Genomic DNA, 15,830 nt, shown 5'->3' on the forward strand with positions numbered 1-15,830 from the left:
GGGACGAGCAAGAAATTAGATAGGCTTCTGCGCGCAACCATTCTGGCAATGTACTCAAGACGCATGGATCACCTTCCCCCGTATCTCTTTGCACGCATTGACGAGATGAAAGAGGAAAAGAGGCGCCAGGGTGTCGACGTCATCGACCTCGGGGTCGGCGACCCCGACCTCCCCACGCCGCCGCATATCGTGGAGGCTCTCTGCGACGCGGCCCGCGACCCGAAGAACCACCACTACCCCTCCTACACCGGCATGCTCGCCTACCGTGAGGCGGTGGCCGAATGGTACCGGAACCGGTTCGGCGTCGATCTCGATGCGAAGAAGGAGACCCTCGCGCTCATCGGGTCAAAGGAAGGCATCGCCCACATCGCCGAGGCCTTCGTCAACCCAGGAGAATACGTCCTTGCCGCCGACCCGGGATACCCGGTCTACAAGACCTCGACGCTCTTTGCCGAAGGAAAGGTCCACGAACTGCCCCTCCGGGCGGAGAACGACTTCCTCCCGGTGCTCGAGGATATCCCCGCCGACGTCGTGAAGCAGGCGAAGTTGATGTTTATCAACTACCCAAACAACCCCACGGCAGCCATCGCGCCCCTCTCGTTCTTCGAGGAGGTCGTCGAGTTCGCACGGGAGCACAACATCGTCGTCGTCCACGACAACGCCTACTCCGAGATCACCTTCGACGGCTATAAGGCGCCCTCGTTCCTCGAGGTCGACGGCGCGATGGAGGTCGGTATCGAGATGCACTCGCTCTCAAAGACCTACAACATGACCGGGTGGCGGATCGGTATGGCCTGCGGGAACCCGGATATCGTCGCCGGGCTCGGCCGGGTCAAGACCAACGTCGACTCGGGCGCCTTCGACGCCATCCAGCATGCCGCAATCGCGGCGCTCACCGGCCCCCAGGACTGTGTCGCGAACGCCTGCTCGATCTACCAGGAGCGCCGGGACGCCCTTGTCGCGGGGCTCACCGAGATAGGCCTCGACGTCACGGCGCCGAAGGCAACCTTCTACGTCTGGGCGCCGGTCGACGACTGCATGACGTTTGCCGCAAAACTCCTCGACCAGGCGGGGATCGTCGCGACCCCGGGCGTCGGCTTTGGGAAGAACGGCGAGGGGTTCGTCCGGTTCGCGATCACCCGTTCCATCGAGCGGATCAACGAGGCGGTCGACCGGATGCGGGGGCTTGACCTGTGATCCTCCCCTCCCACCTCTCGGTCGGAGACGGCCGTCTCCGGATCGGCGAGCACGACACGGTCGACCTCGCCGGGCGGTTCGGCACCCCGCTCTACGTCACGAGCGAGGACCGGATCCGCGAGAACTTCCGGCGTCTCTCCGGCGCGCTCACCGCCCATTACCCGAAGATCCGCATCCTCTACGCCGCAAAGGCGAACGGCAACCTCGCGGTCTTCAAGACCCTCGCCTCCATGGGTGCGGGAGCGGACGTCTTCTCCGCAGGAGAGGTGGCGCTCGCCCTCGCCGCCGGGATGCGCCCGGCATCGCTCCTCTTCAACGGGAGTTCAAAGACCCCCGCCGACCTCGCCCTCGCCGTCGAGAAGGGGATCCGGGTCTCGGTGGACTCGCCCGACGAACTCCGGCAACTCGATGCCGCGGCCGGGAAGGCGGACAAGACCGTCGATATCGCCTTCAGGGTCAACCCCGCAATCGACGTCCCCACCCACCCAAAGATCGCGACCGGTCTTGCGACGAGCAAGTTCGGTATCCCGGCAGGCCAGATCCTCGATGCCTACAAAGAAGCGCTCGCGCTTGAGCACACGAACCCCGTCGGGATCCACTGCCACATCGGCTCGCAGATCCTCGCCGTGGAGCCCTTCGCCCGCGAGGTCGAGGTCCTGATCGACGTCGCCCGCGATCTCATCAATATAGGGGTTGACCCCGCGTTCATCGATATCGGGGGCGGCCTCGGCATCCCCTACCGCCGGGAGACCGACCGCGCCCCGACGCCGGAGGAGTACGCCGGAGCGGTGATGCCGGTCTTCCTCCGCGGCATCAAAGAACTCGGGATCGAGCCCGAACTCTGGGTCGAGCCGGGCCGGTGGCTCGTCGCCGACTCGACGATCCTCTTAACACGGGTGAACTCCGTCAAGACCGCTCACAAGACATTCGCGAACGTCGACGCCGGTTTCAACCTCCTGGTCCGGCCGACGATGTACGACTCCTACCATGAGGTCGTGGCGGCGAACAAGGCCGACGCGCCCGCCGTGCGGGAGTACTCCGTCACGGGGCCGATCTGCGAGACGGGCGACATCCTCGCAAAAGACCGGATGCTCCCCGAACTTGCCGCCGGCGACATCGTAGCGGTGCTCGACGCCGGGGCCTACGGGTTTGCGATGTCGTCGCAGTACAACAGCCGCCCCCGGTGCGCCGAGGTCCTCCTCACGGGCGAGAAAGCGGCCCTGATGCGCCGGGCCGAGACGATCGAGGACCTGACCGCTCCCATGGTGACGGTGCCCTGGCAGGAATGAGATCGCCGTGAAGTTCCACTACCTCCTGGTCGACGACCTCCTCAAAAAGGAGGAGTTCGACCGCCGTGTGGAGGAGAAGGTGGCGGAGTCGGGCGACCTCCTCGACGAGCGGACGGCGGCGATGCTGGTCGTCAAAGACCTGGGCCGCTCGCACGTCCGGATACGCGACCTCGCGGCCGCCCCGAGCCTCGCCTGCTTCTTTGGGAAGGTCCTCTCCGTCGAGGAGCCCCGGGAGTTCGAGCGGCCCGACGGCACGACCGGTCTCGTCGCAAACGTGATGGTGGGCGACGAGACCGGGAAAGCCCGGCTGACCCTCTGGGACGAGAAGGCCGGGGGTGTTGCTGAGATCGAGGCAGGCGACGTCATCGAGATCCTCGGCCGGCCGAAGGGCAAAGGAAGGGTCCCTGACGTCACCGCCGTCGCGGTCCAGGAGGCGGCGTGCGAGATCACCTGCGAGGAGACGGGACCCTCTGCACCCTCCGGACCGGGAGGAGACCTCCTGGTCCGGCTGATCGCGGTCGAGAGCCCGCGGACGTTCAAGCGGCGCGACGGGAGCGAAGGAGAGATGGTCGAAGCGGTGATCGGGAGCGAGGACGGCATCTTCCGGCTCGTCGCCTGGGCTCCGGCCGTTCTCGAAGGCGTGGAAGCGGGGGAGACGGTCGTCATCCGCGGCGCCGTCGCCCGGGAGAGCGACCGGGGCATTGAGTACAGCCTCGGCGAGGCGGCATCCGTCTCCCCATCAGAGCAGGAGGTCGACGTCCCGATGGACGCGATCGCGGACGTGGAGGAAGGAGGAGCCTACTCGCTCACCGGAACGGTCCTCTCCGTGCAGCCCCCCCGGTCGTTCGTCACGCGGACCGGGAGAGAGTCCGCGGTCCGGAACCTGGTGATTGCGGACCGGACCGGGGAGATCCCGGTCGTCATCTGGGGCGAGAAGGCAGAGGAGCACCTGGCCCCCGGCGACCGGATCGAGGTCTACAACGTAACGGCGAAGCGGGGGCGGTATGCCGACCTCGAGGTGCATGTATCCTGGGGAAGCGCCCTTGTCCTCCTCGCGGAAGAGGAGAAGGAGGTTGAGGTCGAAGGAACGGTCATCCCCACGGCCCACGGGACCGTCCTTGAGACCAGTGATGCCTGCTACCTCCTCAGCCAGCCCCTGCCAGTCGGATATATCGTGCGCGGGCAGGGAACCGTTCACCGGGGCGTGATCAGTTTAAGCCACCTTGAGGTCGTAATCCCGGATAGGGATGAATTGCAGCGCCGCCTGGATCGGTTCACCGGGAAGCCCTGATCCCGATCTTCACTTTCACCCCGCACGGCGAGCGACCTTTATCTCTCCCGCTATAGACTCTTAGTGTAGCGTAACAGAACACACCAGAGATCAAGTGAGGAATAAGATGTCAGAGATTGATCTTGAAGATTTACCCGGCGTCGGGACCACCACCGCAGAAAAACTCCGTGAGGCCGGTTACGGAACCGTCGAGAGCGTTGCAACGGCCACCACATCGGATCTCGCCGAGGCGGCGGAGATCGGTGAGGCGACCGCAAAGAAGGTGATCCTCGCCGCCCGGAAGATGGCGGATATTGGAGGCTTCAAGACGGGCCGGGATATCCTCGACAAGAGGAAGGATATCAAGAAACTCAGGACGCTGGTCCCCGAGTTCGACGAACTGCTCGGCGGGGGCCTGGAGACGCAGGCGATCACCGAGGTCTACGGCGAGTTCGGGTCCGGGAAGAGCCAGCTCGTCCACCAGATGGCCGTCAACGCCCAGCTACCCGAGGAACTCGGCGGCCTCGGCGGCGGGGTTGTCTACGTCGATACCGAGAACACGTTCCGCCCGGAGCGTATCGAGCAGATGGTCAACGGGCTCCCTGAAGAGGCGGACCTCGGGTCGATCGAGGAAGTCCTCGAGCGGATCCACGTAGCCCGGGCGCACAGCTCCGACCACCAGATGCTGCTCCTTGAGACCGCACGCGAACTCGCAAACGACCTGCGGAACTCCGACTACCCGATCAGGCTCTTCGTCATCGACTCGCTGACGTCCCTCTTCCGCTCGGAGTACGCAGGACGGGGCACGCTCGCCGCCCGGCAGCAGAAACTGAACCGCCACATGCACGACCTCTTAAAACTGCTTGACGACCACAACGCCGTCGGTCTCGTGACCAACCAGGTGATGTCGAACCCCGGCATCCTCTTCGGCGACCCCACGAAGCCTATCGGCGGCAACATCGTCGGGCACACCGCAACCTTCCGGCTCTACCTGCGTAAGAGCAAGGGCGGCAAGCGGGTTGCCCGCCTGGTGGACAGCCCCAACCTCCCCGAGGGCGAGGCGGCATTCATGGTCGAACAGGCAGGGCTCAAGTCGTGTTAAAGGCGCTTGTAACGGACGTCGACGGCACCATCACCGACAGGCGGCGGCGGATCAACACCGCCGCCGTCGAGGCCATCCGGACGCTCGTCGATTCCGGGATCGAGGTGGTGCTTGCAAGCGGCAACACCGTCTGCTTCATGGACGGACTCTCGAAGATGGTCGGGACGGACGGGACGATCATCGGCGAGAACGGTGGCGTCCACCGGAGAACGTTCGGAGGCACCCTCCAGGTCTCCGGCGACCGGACGGCCTGTCTTTCGGCATTTGAGGAACTCAAAGGTTATTTTGCCGAAAAAGGCACCGATCTCGAACTCTTCGGGGCGCAGTACCGGTTCGCCGACGTGGCATTCGCCCGGAACATCGATCCCGACGAGGCCAGAGCGGTCATCCGTGACCGCCATCTCCCCGTCCGGGTGCTCGACACTGGGTTTGCGATCCACCTCCAGGCGCTCGGCGTCAACAAGGGAACGGCGCTCCGGGAACTTGCCGGGGATATGGGGATCCGCCCGGCGGAGATGATGGCCATCGGAGACTCGGAGAACGATATCGAGATGCTTGAGACTGCCGGTATCGGAGTCGCGGTGCGAAACGCCCCGGCATCGACGCAGTCGGCGGCCGACTGGGTCTCCGGGGGGATGTACGGGGATGGATTTGTGGAAGCGGTAAAAAAGTATTATCCCGATCTCTTCAGCAGGTAGCGATCGACGACGATATAGTCTCTTATATCCTTCACCGCCTCGAACGGGACGAGCATCTTGTCTCCATCCATCCTGTAACCCTCGGTCCTGAACGTCTCGTCCGGTTTGACGATCAGGTCGACGACCTGCCCCGTGGTGAGGTCGGTCATGATGTTTTTAATGGTCCCAATGAGCATGCCATCGTTGCTCATAACTCTCTTTTTGGCAAGGCTGCGGCAGAAGGTTTTGCTCATACAGAACGTGGGGCGTTAATACTATTTAAATGTTCTAAATTCCTTAAAATCCCCATAAAACAGCATTCTGGAATCCGGGCCGGGAATGACTGTCGCCGGGCGATGCCCGGATGCCGGAGGGCATACCCCGATGAGCGCCCAGAACAGCGGTTACGCGCGAGGCACTGAAGAATATCGGCCAGAACTGCCAGCAAAACGGTTCTTTCCGGTCGAAAAAAGAAGTCAGGGTTGGTTCATTTCACGGTCTCGGCCGCCATCCGGACATCGGTTGCCTTGACCGTCTTTCTGCCTGCATGACCCGCCAGTTTGATCGCCTCTTTGGCGATCCTCGACGCGTACTGCTCCATCAGTTTTGCGAGCTCTTCATTGGCGTCGGAGCTCACTCGTTCCGCGCCGGATTTCTTCACGATCCTTCCAACAGGTGCCAGAGGTATATCTGTCATGATCTCATTTCCCCCTTTTCATTGAGCTCTGTAAAATGTACTCTCAAACAGAACTCGTTTTACAGAAGCACCATAGGTATTCTCATATAAATACTTATCCTTCCCCAGAGGGGTTGAAGGGCCAAATTCAGAACGGGGAGGGTATCAAAGTGAGGGAAAGACCCGAATTATATCTGTCTGGGTAACGATCCCAACGGGCCTGCCGTCCTCGACCACAATCAGCCTCCCGATCTCCCGTTCCTTGAACCGCCCCACGAGCTCGTAGAGCCGGATTGACGACGGCACCTCCACCACATCGGCAGTCATGACCTCCGAGACGGGCGTATCGAGTGTCAGACCCTCGTCCAGGCCGCGGGCGATATCGCTCAGCGTCACGATGCCCGCGAGGCTGCCGTCCGCGAGCACCGGCGCCCCGTGGATATGGTGGGTATTGAAGAGGTGGACCGCATCGCGGATGGTGGCGGAGAGCGGCAGGGTCAGGAGCGGGGTGCTCATGTAGTGCTTGATCGCCTGTTTCGGGAGGGATATCATCTCCGCGACGCTGATAAGGAGCGCCTGCAGGTTCTCGTCCATCCCGTAGATCTCACCCCGGACGAGGAGTTTGTTCACCGGCGTGGGCCCGATCGAGACCATATCCCCTACCCTGAAGAGCTTCACGCTCCCGATGATCCTGACCATCGCGTGGCAGAGGTCCGGGTGGCAGAGGGTGGTAAAATCGAGTTCCGCGACCCGGACGCCTTTCACCTTCTCGCCGTCGCGAAAGATCGGCACCTCAGACTGGTGCTCGAGGTCTCCGAGGTTCAGTTCCTTGTATGCGCGTGCGGTCGGGCTGTAGCCGCCTTTGGGGCCGGGCACGCCGTCGACAAGCCCCAATGCTTTTAATGCCTGCATCTGGTTACGGACGGTGCCGGGGTTGCGCTTCAGCACATCCGCGATCTCCTCACCTTTTATAGAGTGCGAAGACTGATGATATAGAGTAATTAACGTTATCAGGATGTCCTTCTGAATCGGAGAGAGATCCATAATTATCAGTCATATTACGTTGTTAAAATACATTAGGTTGTGCTTGAAGTGGAATTCGAAACCATCCCGACCGTTCCGACGGCGGACGAAGTGCTCGACCGCAGTCTCCGGAGAGCGGCAGCCAAGAAGAAGCTGAAGACCAATATCGATAAAGCAAACGAAGAGTTTGTGAGAGCGGTCGGGAGCGCCATCCACGACAAGTTAAAGAGCGTGGTCAGTTCGTTCCCGAGCTTCGAACGCCTCCCTCCCTTCTACCAGGAGGTGACCGACATCCTCGTCTCGCTTGACCGGATAAAGAAGTCCCTGGGCGCCGTCTCCTGGGCGGCCGACCAGGCCAGGATCGTCGGTTCCGGCTACACCCGGAGCATGCGGTCCGGAGTGGACACGGACCAGAAACGGCGGCAGGCCGTCGCCCGCATCGCCTCCATCGTCCACCAGGTGGAGGACGACCTTGCATTCTTAAACGAAGCCAGAAACATCCTCCGTAAGCTCCCCCACGTGAGCGAGGACGAGTTCACCGTGGTGGTGGCGGGATTCCCGAACGTCGGGAAATCCTCGTTCATCAGGCTGGTCTCGACGGCCGAACCCGAGATCGCCGCATACCCCTTCACCACCAAGGGAGTCATCGTCGGCCACCGCGAGATCGGGAAGCGCGACCGGATCCAGTTCATCGATACACCCGGAGTCCTCGAGCGGCCCGCAGACGAGAGAAACCCCATCGAGAAGCAGGCAGTAAGCGCCATCATCAACACGGCCGACGTCGTTCTCTTCATCCTGGACGCAAGCGAGCACTGCGGGTACTCGATAGACGACCAGATCCGGCTCCAGGACGAGATCCGCCAGCTCGTCGACGTGCCGGTCGAGACGGTCGTAAACAAGGCGGACATCCGGGGGATCGAGGGCTACCCGGCGATGTCCACGCTGACCGGCGAAGGGGTGGATGAGGTGCTCGACCTCTTACTCACATACCGAAAGGAAGCCACCCAAACGAACCTGCGAGAGCCGCCCCAACCAGAAACCCAAGAATAGCGCCGCCGTTTAATGACGGGAGCCCCGCCTGGGGATTGCCCTTGTTGACAAAGAAGAGCAGCACGGCAAGGCCGGCAAGCGAGCCCGCCATCGCGCCGATCGTCGGGGCGGAGAGGGTCCAGAGGAGAGGGGGCGCGCCCACAAACGTGTGGGACGATATAACGAGGATGGAGGGCATGATGAGGTCGCCCATCCCCATAACGAACGCACCGCGCTCCTCTCCGTCCGCGATGTTGAGGCCCTCCCGCCGGAACGAGTAGTCCGCTCTCTTCGGGACAACGACCATAATGGGCGCTTTTGTCTTGATGACGCCTTCGGCAAGCGTAATCATGTGTTTTGTCCGGTAGACCGATATGGCGTCGTAGACGGCGAGGAGCACGAGCAGGACGAGGACCGGGAGGATGGCAAGGGATATCCCGAAGATGGACGCGACACCCGCGGATATCAGCACGCCGAGGATATCGATGACATACCACTCAGGATAGAGGTAGAGGAGCGCCGTCGCCCCTGCTGCGCCGATGAGCGTCGTGATCACCGCGAGATCGCTGGTCCCGAGCGCGAGAAGGGAGAGCGCCGCGAAGATATAGACGAATGTCATAAACAGCGCAAAGCCGATGAAGACGGCGATGAAGCGCTGCCCTCCTATCCGCATCAGGAGGAGCAGGATGAGCGTGAACACGAGCAGCATCCCGATGAAGATCAGGGGGTTTGCGACCGACTCGGGGTCTTCAAACGCCACAAACCCCGCCGCTTGCATGGGTATGACAAGTATGAGTGCAATGACCTGGACAGCAAGGAGCATGAGGGGCATTCCAAGAAGTGGCAGCCAGCCGCGTATCTGCATAATAAACCTCCATTCACTTTAGGTAGGTTAATTAATGCATCCTCATCACTTTAAAATATGGAGATTCGCGAACTCATCGGCGACATTGTTCTCACCATCGTGATGGTAGTCTCCACCATCGTGCTGGTGATGCGGTTCTGGCAGGACCTGACCATAGCGGTTGCTGCAACATTCATGATGCTCTCTCTTGGAGGGCTGCTCATCTCGCTCGGCATGAAGGTCACGAGCCTTGAGGCGAGTGTCGCACAACGGGAGCGCACCATGCGCGTGAACATGGAAGAGATGGGAAGGACGATGAACGCCAGGTATGACAACACCGTGAACCACATCGAGGAGATCGTCGACGGGCTCTCCCGGCGGATGTACCGGTGATGCAGATCGCCACCTTAATGGCCTCTTCGCCTCTCATGAGTAGGTAGCATGGGCGTTGCTATCCGCGACATTCTGGCAGACTGTAAGGAGACGTTGACATGGGACGACCTCGCCGGCACCGCCGCGGTGGACGCTCATAACGCGCTCTACCAGTTCCTCTCGATCATCCGGCAGCCCGACGGCACCCCGCTGATGAACGGCGCAGGGAGGATCACCTCCCACCTCTCCGGGATCCTCTTTCGGACGGTCAACTTCCTGGAGAAAGGCATCAGGCCGGTCTTCGTCTTCGACGGCAAGCCGCCGGAGTTCAAGCAGGCGACGATCGAGGAGCGGCGTCTCGTCCGCACGAGGGCCGATGAGGCCTGGAAGACGGCGCTCCGGGAGGGCGATATGGAGGAAGCGTATAAGCAGGCGAGCGCATCCTCCCGGATCGACAGCCACATCATCGCATCGTCCCACGAACTTCTCGACCGGCTCGGGATCCCCCGGGTGCAGGCGCCGAGCGAAGGCGAAGCGCAGGCGGCCCACATGGTGCAGAAGGGGATGGTCACCTACGCCGTCTCGCAGGACTACGACTCGCTCCTCTTCGGCTCCCCGATGCTGGTGCGGAACCTCACGGTCAGCGGGCGGCGAAAGATGCGAGGGCGGACGGTCACGGTGAACCCCGAACGGATCGCCCTCTCCTCGCTCCTTGACTGCCTGGGTGTGACGAGGGAGCAGCTCGTCGAGATCGGCATCCTGGTAGGGACGGACTTCAACCCGGGGATCCGGGGTGTCGGGGGCAAGACGGCCTTAAAGATCGTGCGAAACGGCGATTTTGAGTCCGTGATTGCGGAGAAGCAGCCGGGGTTCGACCCCGCGTCAATCCGGGAGTTCTTCCTCGACCCGCCGGTCACCGACGATTACACCCTCGAGTGGAGGCCGCCGGACGTGGAGGGGGTCGTCGAGATGCTCTGCGGGCGCTACGACTTCTCCGAAGACCGGGTTAGAGGCGCTCTTGCCAAGGTCTCGGTGAAGGCGACGCAGAAGACGCTGGACGCCTGGTTCTGACGTTCCGGGATGGTGGCGGTCGGGAGGACCGACGGCCGCAGGAGTCATCCGGCAACCCAAAAACGGCTCTTTTTTTGAGATGGGGCCCCTGGCGGGGCAACAACACAAAGCATATATGCGGAAACGACCCAACATGTCGATTGACGAATCTCTACCAGGCTTTCGAGGCAAGAGGGATGAGGCAGGGACCGACAGTGAATTCCTGAATTTCCAGGCCCGTTCAAGTGCCCCTGACCAGCATTGACCACCATTCTTTCCGACTCTTCCGACCTCTCTCCCGGGGCTGCGCCGTCATCCGCATCATCCCCCGCAGGAACCGTTCTGCCAGACATGCTATCCCGGAGACAGGATAGCAGAACCTACCCAGGTGATCGCATATGAGAGAACTCTACGAGAAGATGATAAACGAGGCCATGGCCGCTCAGCGGGCGGACGTGGAGACGGTAAAAGCAAAACGCGGCCAGAAGTTCACCCTTGAGGACACCAAACCCTACGTGGACGTGGTCCGGAAGATGACAGCGATCGGCGACCAGAGCCAGGCGGTCATCGACCTCCACATAAACTCGGTGGTCTCGCACTACGAAGTCCTCCGTAGCCTCACAAAGACCGTCCGCCCCGAGGACGATCCCTTCGTCGAGCACTACCAGACGCCGGTGGTGCTTGAGGTCTTAAAAGATCAGGACGACGCGTTCGCAAAAAGCGTTGAGACCTTCACGAAGGCGATCGCGGATGCCGAAGCCCGGATAGGCCTTGAGGCGGTCCGGCACTACGGCGGGTTCTACGGCCCGACCTGCGTCGTCGACTTCGCCCTGATCCCGGGGAGCACAAGCAACGTGGTGAACCGGGTCCTCCAGAAGACCGATATCCCAATCGAGCATAAGCGGACGATCCTGGCCGCGAAGTCCTGGGCGATGAACACCTCCTACGGCTTCGGAGACGCCTTCGCCCACGCCCTCGAGGAGGGGGCCACCCCCACCGAGGCGACGGCAAAAGAGATCGAGACCATGCAGAGGATCTATCTTGAGCCGGTCGAGGCCCAGGCGGAACTGATGGATGCCGCGGGGATGACGTCGTTTGACCCGCAGAAGTACATGAGCGAGTACCGGCGGCGGATGGAGGGGACCGTCAGGGCCGCAATCGATGACGGCGTCCATTACGGGAACATCCTGACCGTCCCGGCCTACAGTGTCGGGGACATATCGCACCACATTGCGCAAACGACGTTTAACATGTGCAAGGACGACGTCGTCATGGCGGTGATCGAGGCGGTCACCGGGGTGATGGAGGCGACGCTCAAGAACTCGCTCGACGCGTACGGGAGTTACTGGGACGTCCTCTCCCTCGCGACCGGTTCATCGGCGGCCGCGACCGAGTACATACTCGAACTCGATGCGTTCAACGCCCCGATGGTCGTCGATCTGCTCACAAAGCGGTTCCACAACTACGTCCAGTATTACCCCGCCCGGGGAGCTGCGGCGGAACTCCACAACTGCGACTTCATGGACATGATCTACCGCGGGTGGAAACTCCTCGATAAGGCACGCCGGAACCGAAACGGGGCCGATCAGCCGCTCACGCCCACGGTCGGCAAGTATCCCGTCGATCTTACGCCCATCCACCGAAACGAGGTGCTGATGAACCCGCAGTGGTATGCCTACCCTGCCTGCGCCATATCGGTCCGGTTCTCCGCCCTGATGCGCCTTGCCGACTACCCGTGTCTCCTGACGAGCGAGCCCGTGACCGCGACGATGATGACGAACATCATCGCTCTTGAGAAGGAGAAGCCTGCCGCTCCGGCACGGGCCTGCAAGAACTGCGCCACGGCCTGCCTGGTCGACCAGAGGCAGCACTATTGCCAGTGGAAAGAGGCGGTCTAAAAGGAGGGGGACTGCCGTGAAGTGCTACTACTGCGCCCTTGAGGGGAAGGAGAGCGAGGCGGTGGCGGTCTGCATCGTCTGCGGGATGGGCCTCTGCATGGAGCACGCGATCAGGAAGGACCTCGATGTCTGGGAAGGGGGCTACCCGCTCCCCAGCAGACGCGTCAAGGCCCCGCTGCCGAGGATTCTCTGCCCCGAGTGCTATACTGCCCTGTACGGGAAGTAGGGCGCTCTACCATCCCGTTTTGGGAAACTATTCATCTCTAAAGCGCCAAAACTACTATCAGGTGAAATTATGACTGTATCTCTTGGAAAACGGTCCGTTGCGGAAGCGGTCGGGACCTTCATCCTGGTCTTCTTCGGAGCCGGTGCCGCAGTCGTCACGCTGATGCTTGCTTCAGGCACCACCCCGTCGACCCCCTTCAACGTCGGGATCGGGGCGCTCGGGGGGCTCGGTGACTGGCTCGCGATCGGGCTCGCCTTCGGTATCGCCATTGCGGGGGCCATCTACGCCCTCGGGGGGATATCGGGGTGCCACATCAACCCGGCGGTGACGATAGCCCTCTTTGCGACCGGGCGGTTCCCGGGACGCGAAGTCATCCCGTACATCATCGCCCAACTCCTTGGCGCAGCGGCGGCAAGCCTGCTCTTTGCCTGGGTCGTCGGCCCGGACGCCGTCACGATCGGAGGGCTCGGGGCAACAACACCCTTCCCGGGCATCGGCTACCTGCAGGCGATCGTCATCGAAGCGGTCGGGACGTTCCTTCTGATGCTCGTCATCATGGGCGCCGCCGTCGACGAACGGGCTCCCCCGGGCTTTGCCGGTCTTGCGGTCGGTCTTATCGTCGCCGGGATCATCACGACGATCGGGAACCTGACCGGCGCGTCGCTGAACCCCGCCCGTACGTTCGGGCCGTATCTCGGGGACTGGCTCCTTGCCGGGCAGAACCTCTGGACGTTCTTCCCCATCTACATCGTCGGTCCCATCGTCGGTGCGGTGCTCGCCGCGTTCCTCTACGATTACCTCTCCAGCGAATGATCCAGACCCCACTCCATTTTTGGTCGCGGCACAAAGACGGCGCAAAGTAGAAGGAAACTCTGAAAAAACGCTTCACAATCCCGGGACAAGAGCGGTGAACCGGAGCGGATCCGGTTCGCCGCAAGTTCTCCCCCGGATGCCCGTTCACGGGCGCCGGGGAACCCTCAGCGTGGAGCAGATTTCTACGCTCCCACCCGGATCAACGTCCGGAGATCCGCACGTAACCGGCATGGGCGTCACAGATTTGACACCCATGACCGGGATGTTCACATTACCCTCGGAGCCTCATTCCCGCGGAGGACATTTATAGGTTTCGGGTGACTGCCACATCACACCCGGGCTGCCGGCGCCGGGAGGTCCCATGGGTCCCAACCGGCAACGGTGGCCCGAACCCTCACCTGAACCGCTTCGGGTCGGTCTCGATATCGATGAGGACGGGTTTGTTCATCTGCACCGCGGTCGTAACCGCCCCGGCGAGTTCCTCCGGCCGGGTTACCCGGATCCCGGCGCCGCCGCAGGCCTCCGCGAACGCGGCAAAGTCGGGGTTCTTGAGTTCGGTTCCATACGGCGGATAGCCCGCCTCACGCTGCTCCTCCCGGATCATGGCAAGTTCGTGGTTGTTTAAGACCAGCACGATCATGGGGAGGTCGTACTTGACCGCCGTGACGAAGTCGGCCATGACCATGGAAAACCCGCCATCCCCGGTGATGCAGACGACGGTCGCATCAGGATAGGCCAGTTTCGCCGCGATCGCCCCGGGGAGCCCGAGCCCCATCGTCCCGAGGTAGCCCGACATCGCAAACCGCTGCCGCTTCATCCGGAAGTTCCTCCCGAACCACCAGAGGTTCTCCCCGACGTCGAGGGAGATGACCGCATCCTCCGGCAGGGTCCCGGAGAGGACGTTCATGATGTAGGGCGGGCGGATGGGAACGGCATCCGGGTCGGCCTCCTGGTCGAGCCGTTCGCGCCATTCCTGCTTCTTCTCCGCGAGCCACTGCCGGATCCCGGAGTCATCCCGCGGCCGGACCAGCTCCCGGATCCGGGATAGAGCGATGGCGCAGTCCCCCCAGACCCCGACCTCGAGCGGGTGCTTCCCGAGCTGGAGCGGGTCGATATCGATGTGAACGGCCCGCTTCTCTTCCGGGACCCCGGTGAGGTCGGAGAAACTTGTGCCGCAGGCGATCACGAGGTCCGATTTCAGGACGAGGGTCAGGGCGTGCGGCGTCCCGAGCTGCCCGTGGATCCCGGCAACCCACTCGTTATCGTCGGGGAGGATCCCTTTCGCCCGGAAGGTCGTGACGATCGGCGCCTGGATGGTCTTTGCGAGGTCAAGGACCGCTCCGGCCGCATTCATGGCCCCGAACCCCGCGAGGATGACCGGCCGTGCGGCGCCGTCGATCGCCGCCACCGCCGCCCCGACGGCCTCGTCGGTCGGGGCAACCCGGACCTCGGGGAGGCAGGTCTCGCGCTCGCAGTAGGCCGGTTCAAGCGGTTCCCGCTGGACATCGTTCGGAAGGGAGAGCTGGGCGACACCGCGGTTGATGATGGCGTACCGGAGCGCCCGGGTGAGAAGTTTGACCGCTGTTGCCGGGTCGGCGACGGTGTTGTTGAAGACCGTGATGGGCCGGAAGAACGCGTCCTGGTCGATCTCCTGGATGCCGCCGGGACCGGCATACTGTGTCTTCACCTGCCCGGAGAGAGCAAGAACGCTCGCCCGGTCTTCTTTTGCGTCGTAGAGCCCGGTAGCAAGATTGGTTGCTCCCGGCCCGGCGATGGTCAGGCAGACCGCGATCTTTCCCGTGAACTTGTTGTAGGCGGACGCCGCGAGGGCAGCGGTCTGTTCGTGCCGGACGACGATGTACCGGGCGTCCGGGTTCTTCCGCACCGCGTCCACGAGCGGGAGCGACGATGCTCCGGGGATGCCGAAGTAGAGGGTGACCCCCCACGCGGCGAGTTCCGAGACCAGGACGTCGGCCACGGTCGTGGCGGCCTCTTCAGAGGTAGTCTTCTTCATCCGTCTTTACCTCCAGTTCGTTAACCCGTACAAATGCCTCCTTCCCCACGCTGCACCCGGGGCACCTCCAGTCGGCGGGGAGGTCCTCAAACAGCGTCCCCGGCGGGATGCCGGTGGCGGGGTCTCCCGCCTCTTCGTTGTACTCGTAATCACAGACACTGCACACCCATCGTCCCATACCGCTCACGCTCCGGAGATGGTGCTCCGGGCATACCCTTACTCAATGCATATAAAAATGCCCCCGCTCCCGGAATGGACCCCGACCGAAGGCGGCGGTCCGCACTGGAGAACCGGGGATCTCCCCCACAAGCGATGCCGGCAACCGGTACCAGGGGGGGGCATCATCTGCG

General features: G+C 62.5%; 17 protein-coding genes. 11 read left to right on the forward strand and 6 right to left on the reverse strand.

Translation table 11 applies throughout. The annotated features are described in order from the left end of the window. Positions 1-48 precede the first annotated feature (48 nt). From QZ650_RS03310 to QZ650_RS03330, 5 genes are all read left to right on the forward strand, one after another. Positions 49-1,197: an LL-diaminopimelate aminotransferase gene (locus tag QZ650_RS03310; RefSeq protein ID WP_292517090.1), complete on the forward strand. Its 1,149-nt coding sequence runs from the start codon at positions 49-51 to the stop codon at positions 1,195-1,197. Further along, entirely contained in the window at positions 1,194-2,486 is a 1,293-nt protein-coding gene (gene lysA / locus QZ650_RS03315; protein WP_292517093.1) for a diaminopimelate decarboxylase, read from the forward strand. Before QZ650_RS03310 ends, lysA begins: the two co-directional genes overlap by 4 nt. Before the next feature lie 7 nt (positions 2,487-2,493). Further along, the gene (locus QZ650_RS03320) at positions 2,494-3,777 is read left to right on the forward strand and encodes a nucleotide-binding protein (protein ID WP_292517096.1); all 1,284 of its coding nucleotides are present in this window, start codon (positions 2,494-2,496) and stop codon (positions 3,775-3,777) included. 106 nt (positions 3,778-3,883) lie between these two features. Next, positions 3,884-4,858 carry a DNA repair and recombination protein RadA gene (gene radA / locus QZ650_RS03325; protein WP_292517098.1) on the forward strand — a complete coding sequence of 325 codons (975 nt, stop codon included), beginning with the start codon at positions 3,884-3,886 and terminating at the stop codon, positions 4,856-4,858. Continuing rightward, positions 4,852-5,556, forward strand: coding sequence for a phosphoglycolate phosphatase (locus QZ650_RS03330; RefSeq protein ID WP_292517101.1), 705 nt, complete (start codon positions 4,852-4,854; stop codon positions 5,554-5,556). Before radA ends, QZ650_RS03330 begins: the two co-directional genes overlap by 7 nt. On the opposite strand, the gene QZ650_RS03335 is transcribed toward QZ650_RS03330, so the two are convergent. The 3 genes from QZ650_RS03335 to QZ650_RS03345 form a co-directional block, all read right to left on the reverse strand. After that, positions 5,532-5,789, reverse strand: coding sequence for a PRC-barrel domain-containing protein (locus QZ650_RS03335; RefSeq protein WP_292517104.1), 258 nt, complete (start codon positions 5,787-5,789; stop codon positions 5,532-5,534). The genes QZ650_RS03330 and QZ650_RS03335 overlap by 25 nt on opposite strands. A 233-nt stretch (positions 5,790-6,022) precedes the next feature. Continuing rightward, on the reverse strand, positions 6,023-6,232 hold the full coding sequence (locus tag QZ650_RS03340) for a histone family protein (protein WP_011844756.1): 210 nt from the start codon (positions 6,230-6,232) through the stop codon (positions 6,023-6,025). 144 nt (positions 6,233-6,376) lie between these two features. Further along, positions 6,377-7,255, reverse strand: coding sequence for a CBS domain-containing protein (locus tag QZ650_RS03345; protein WP_292517106.1), 879 nt, complete (start codon positions 7,253-7,255; stop codon positions 6,377-6,379). A gap of 48 nt (positions 7,256-7,303) precedes the next feature. On the opposite strand from QZ650_RS03345, the gene QZ650_RS03350 reads away from it, so the two are divergent. Beyond that, positions 7,304-8,284 (forward strand): GTPase, encoded by a 981-nt coding sequence (locus QZ650_RS03350; RefSeq protein ID WP_292517414.1) that lies wholly within the window; start codon positions 7,304-7,306, stop codon positions 8,282-8,284. On the opposite strand, the gene QZ650_RS03355 is transcribed toward QZ650_RS03350, so the two are convergent. Further along, entirely contained in the window at positions 8,217-9,128 is a 912-nt protein-coding gene (locus QZ650_RS03355; RefSeq protein WP_292517109.1) for a presenilin family intramembrane aspartyl protease PSH, read from the reverse strand. The two genes, QZ650_RS03350 and QZ650_RS03355, sit on opposite strands and share 68 nt — an antisense overlap. Positions 9,129-9,185: 57 nt before the next feature. Here QZ650_RS03355 and QZ650_RS03360 point away from each other — a divergent pair, with 57 nt between their 5' ends. From QZ650_RS03360 to QZ650_RS03380, 5 genes are all read left to right on the forward strand, one after another. Continuing rightward, positions 9,186-9,500, forward strand: a complete 315-nt coding sequence (locus tag QZ650_RS03360; RefSeq protein WP_292517111.1) for a hypothetical protein — start codon at positions 9,186-9,188, stop codon at positions 9,498-9,500. 48 nt (positions 9,501-9,548) lie between these two features. After that, positions 9,549-10,550: a flap endonuclease-1 gene (gene fen, locus QZ650_RS03365; RefSeq protein ID WP_292517113.1), complete on the forward strand. Its 1,002-nt coding sequence runs from the start codon at positions 9,549-9,551 to the stop codon at positions 10,548-10,550. Positions 10,551-10,927: 377 nt separating this feature from the next. Further along, positions 10,928-12,427: a DUF2193 domain-containing protein gene (locus tag QZ650_RS03370; RefSeq protein ID WP_292517117.1), complete on the forward strand. Its 1,500-nt coding sequence runs from the start codon at positions 10,928-10,930 to the stop codon at positions 12,425-12,427. 16 nt (positions 12,428-12,443) lie between these two features. Continuing rightward, positions 12,444-12,653: a DUF2180 family protein gene (locus tag QZ650_RS03375; RefSeq protein ID WP_292517120.1), complete on the forward strand. Its 210-nt coding sequence runs from the start codon at positions 12,444-12,446 to the stop codon at positions 12,651-12,653. Between the two features lie 69 nt (positions 12,654-12,722). Next, positions 12,723-13,466 carry an MIP/aquaporin family protein gene (locus tag QZ650_RS03380; RefSeq protein WP_292517122.1) on the forward strand — a complete coding sequence of 248 codons (744 nt, stop codon included), beginning with the start codon at positions 12,723-12,725 and terminating at the stop codon, positions 13,464-13,466. 394 nt (positions 13,467-13,860) lie between these two features. Here the strand turns inward: QZ650_RS03380 and QZ650_RS03385 are convergent, their stop codons facing one another. After that, on the reverse strand, positions 13,861-15,480 hold the full coding sequence (locus tag QZ650_RS03385; protein WP_292517124.1) for a thiamine pyrophosphate-dependent enzyme: 1,620 nt from the start codon (positions 15,478-15,480) through the stop codon (positions 13,861-13,863). Further along, entirely contained in the window at positions 15,461-15,658 is a 198-nt protein-coding gene (locus tag QZ650_RS03390) for a rubredoxin (RefSeq protein WP_292517126.1), read from the reverse strand. The genes QZ650_RS03385 and QZ650_RS03390 overlap by 20 nt, the downstream gene beginning before the upstream one ends. Positions 15,659-15,830: the final 172 nt, after the last annotated feature.

Origin of the sequence: Methanoculleus sp., from assembly GCF_020696975.1 — an archaeon.
Classification (GTDB): domain Archaea; phylum Halobacteriota; class Methanomicrobia; order Methanomicrobiales; family Methanoculleaceae; genus Methanoculleus.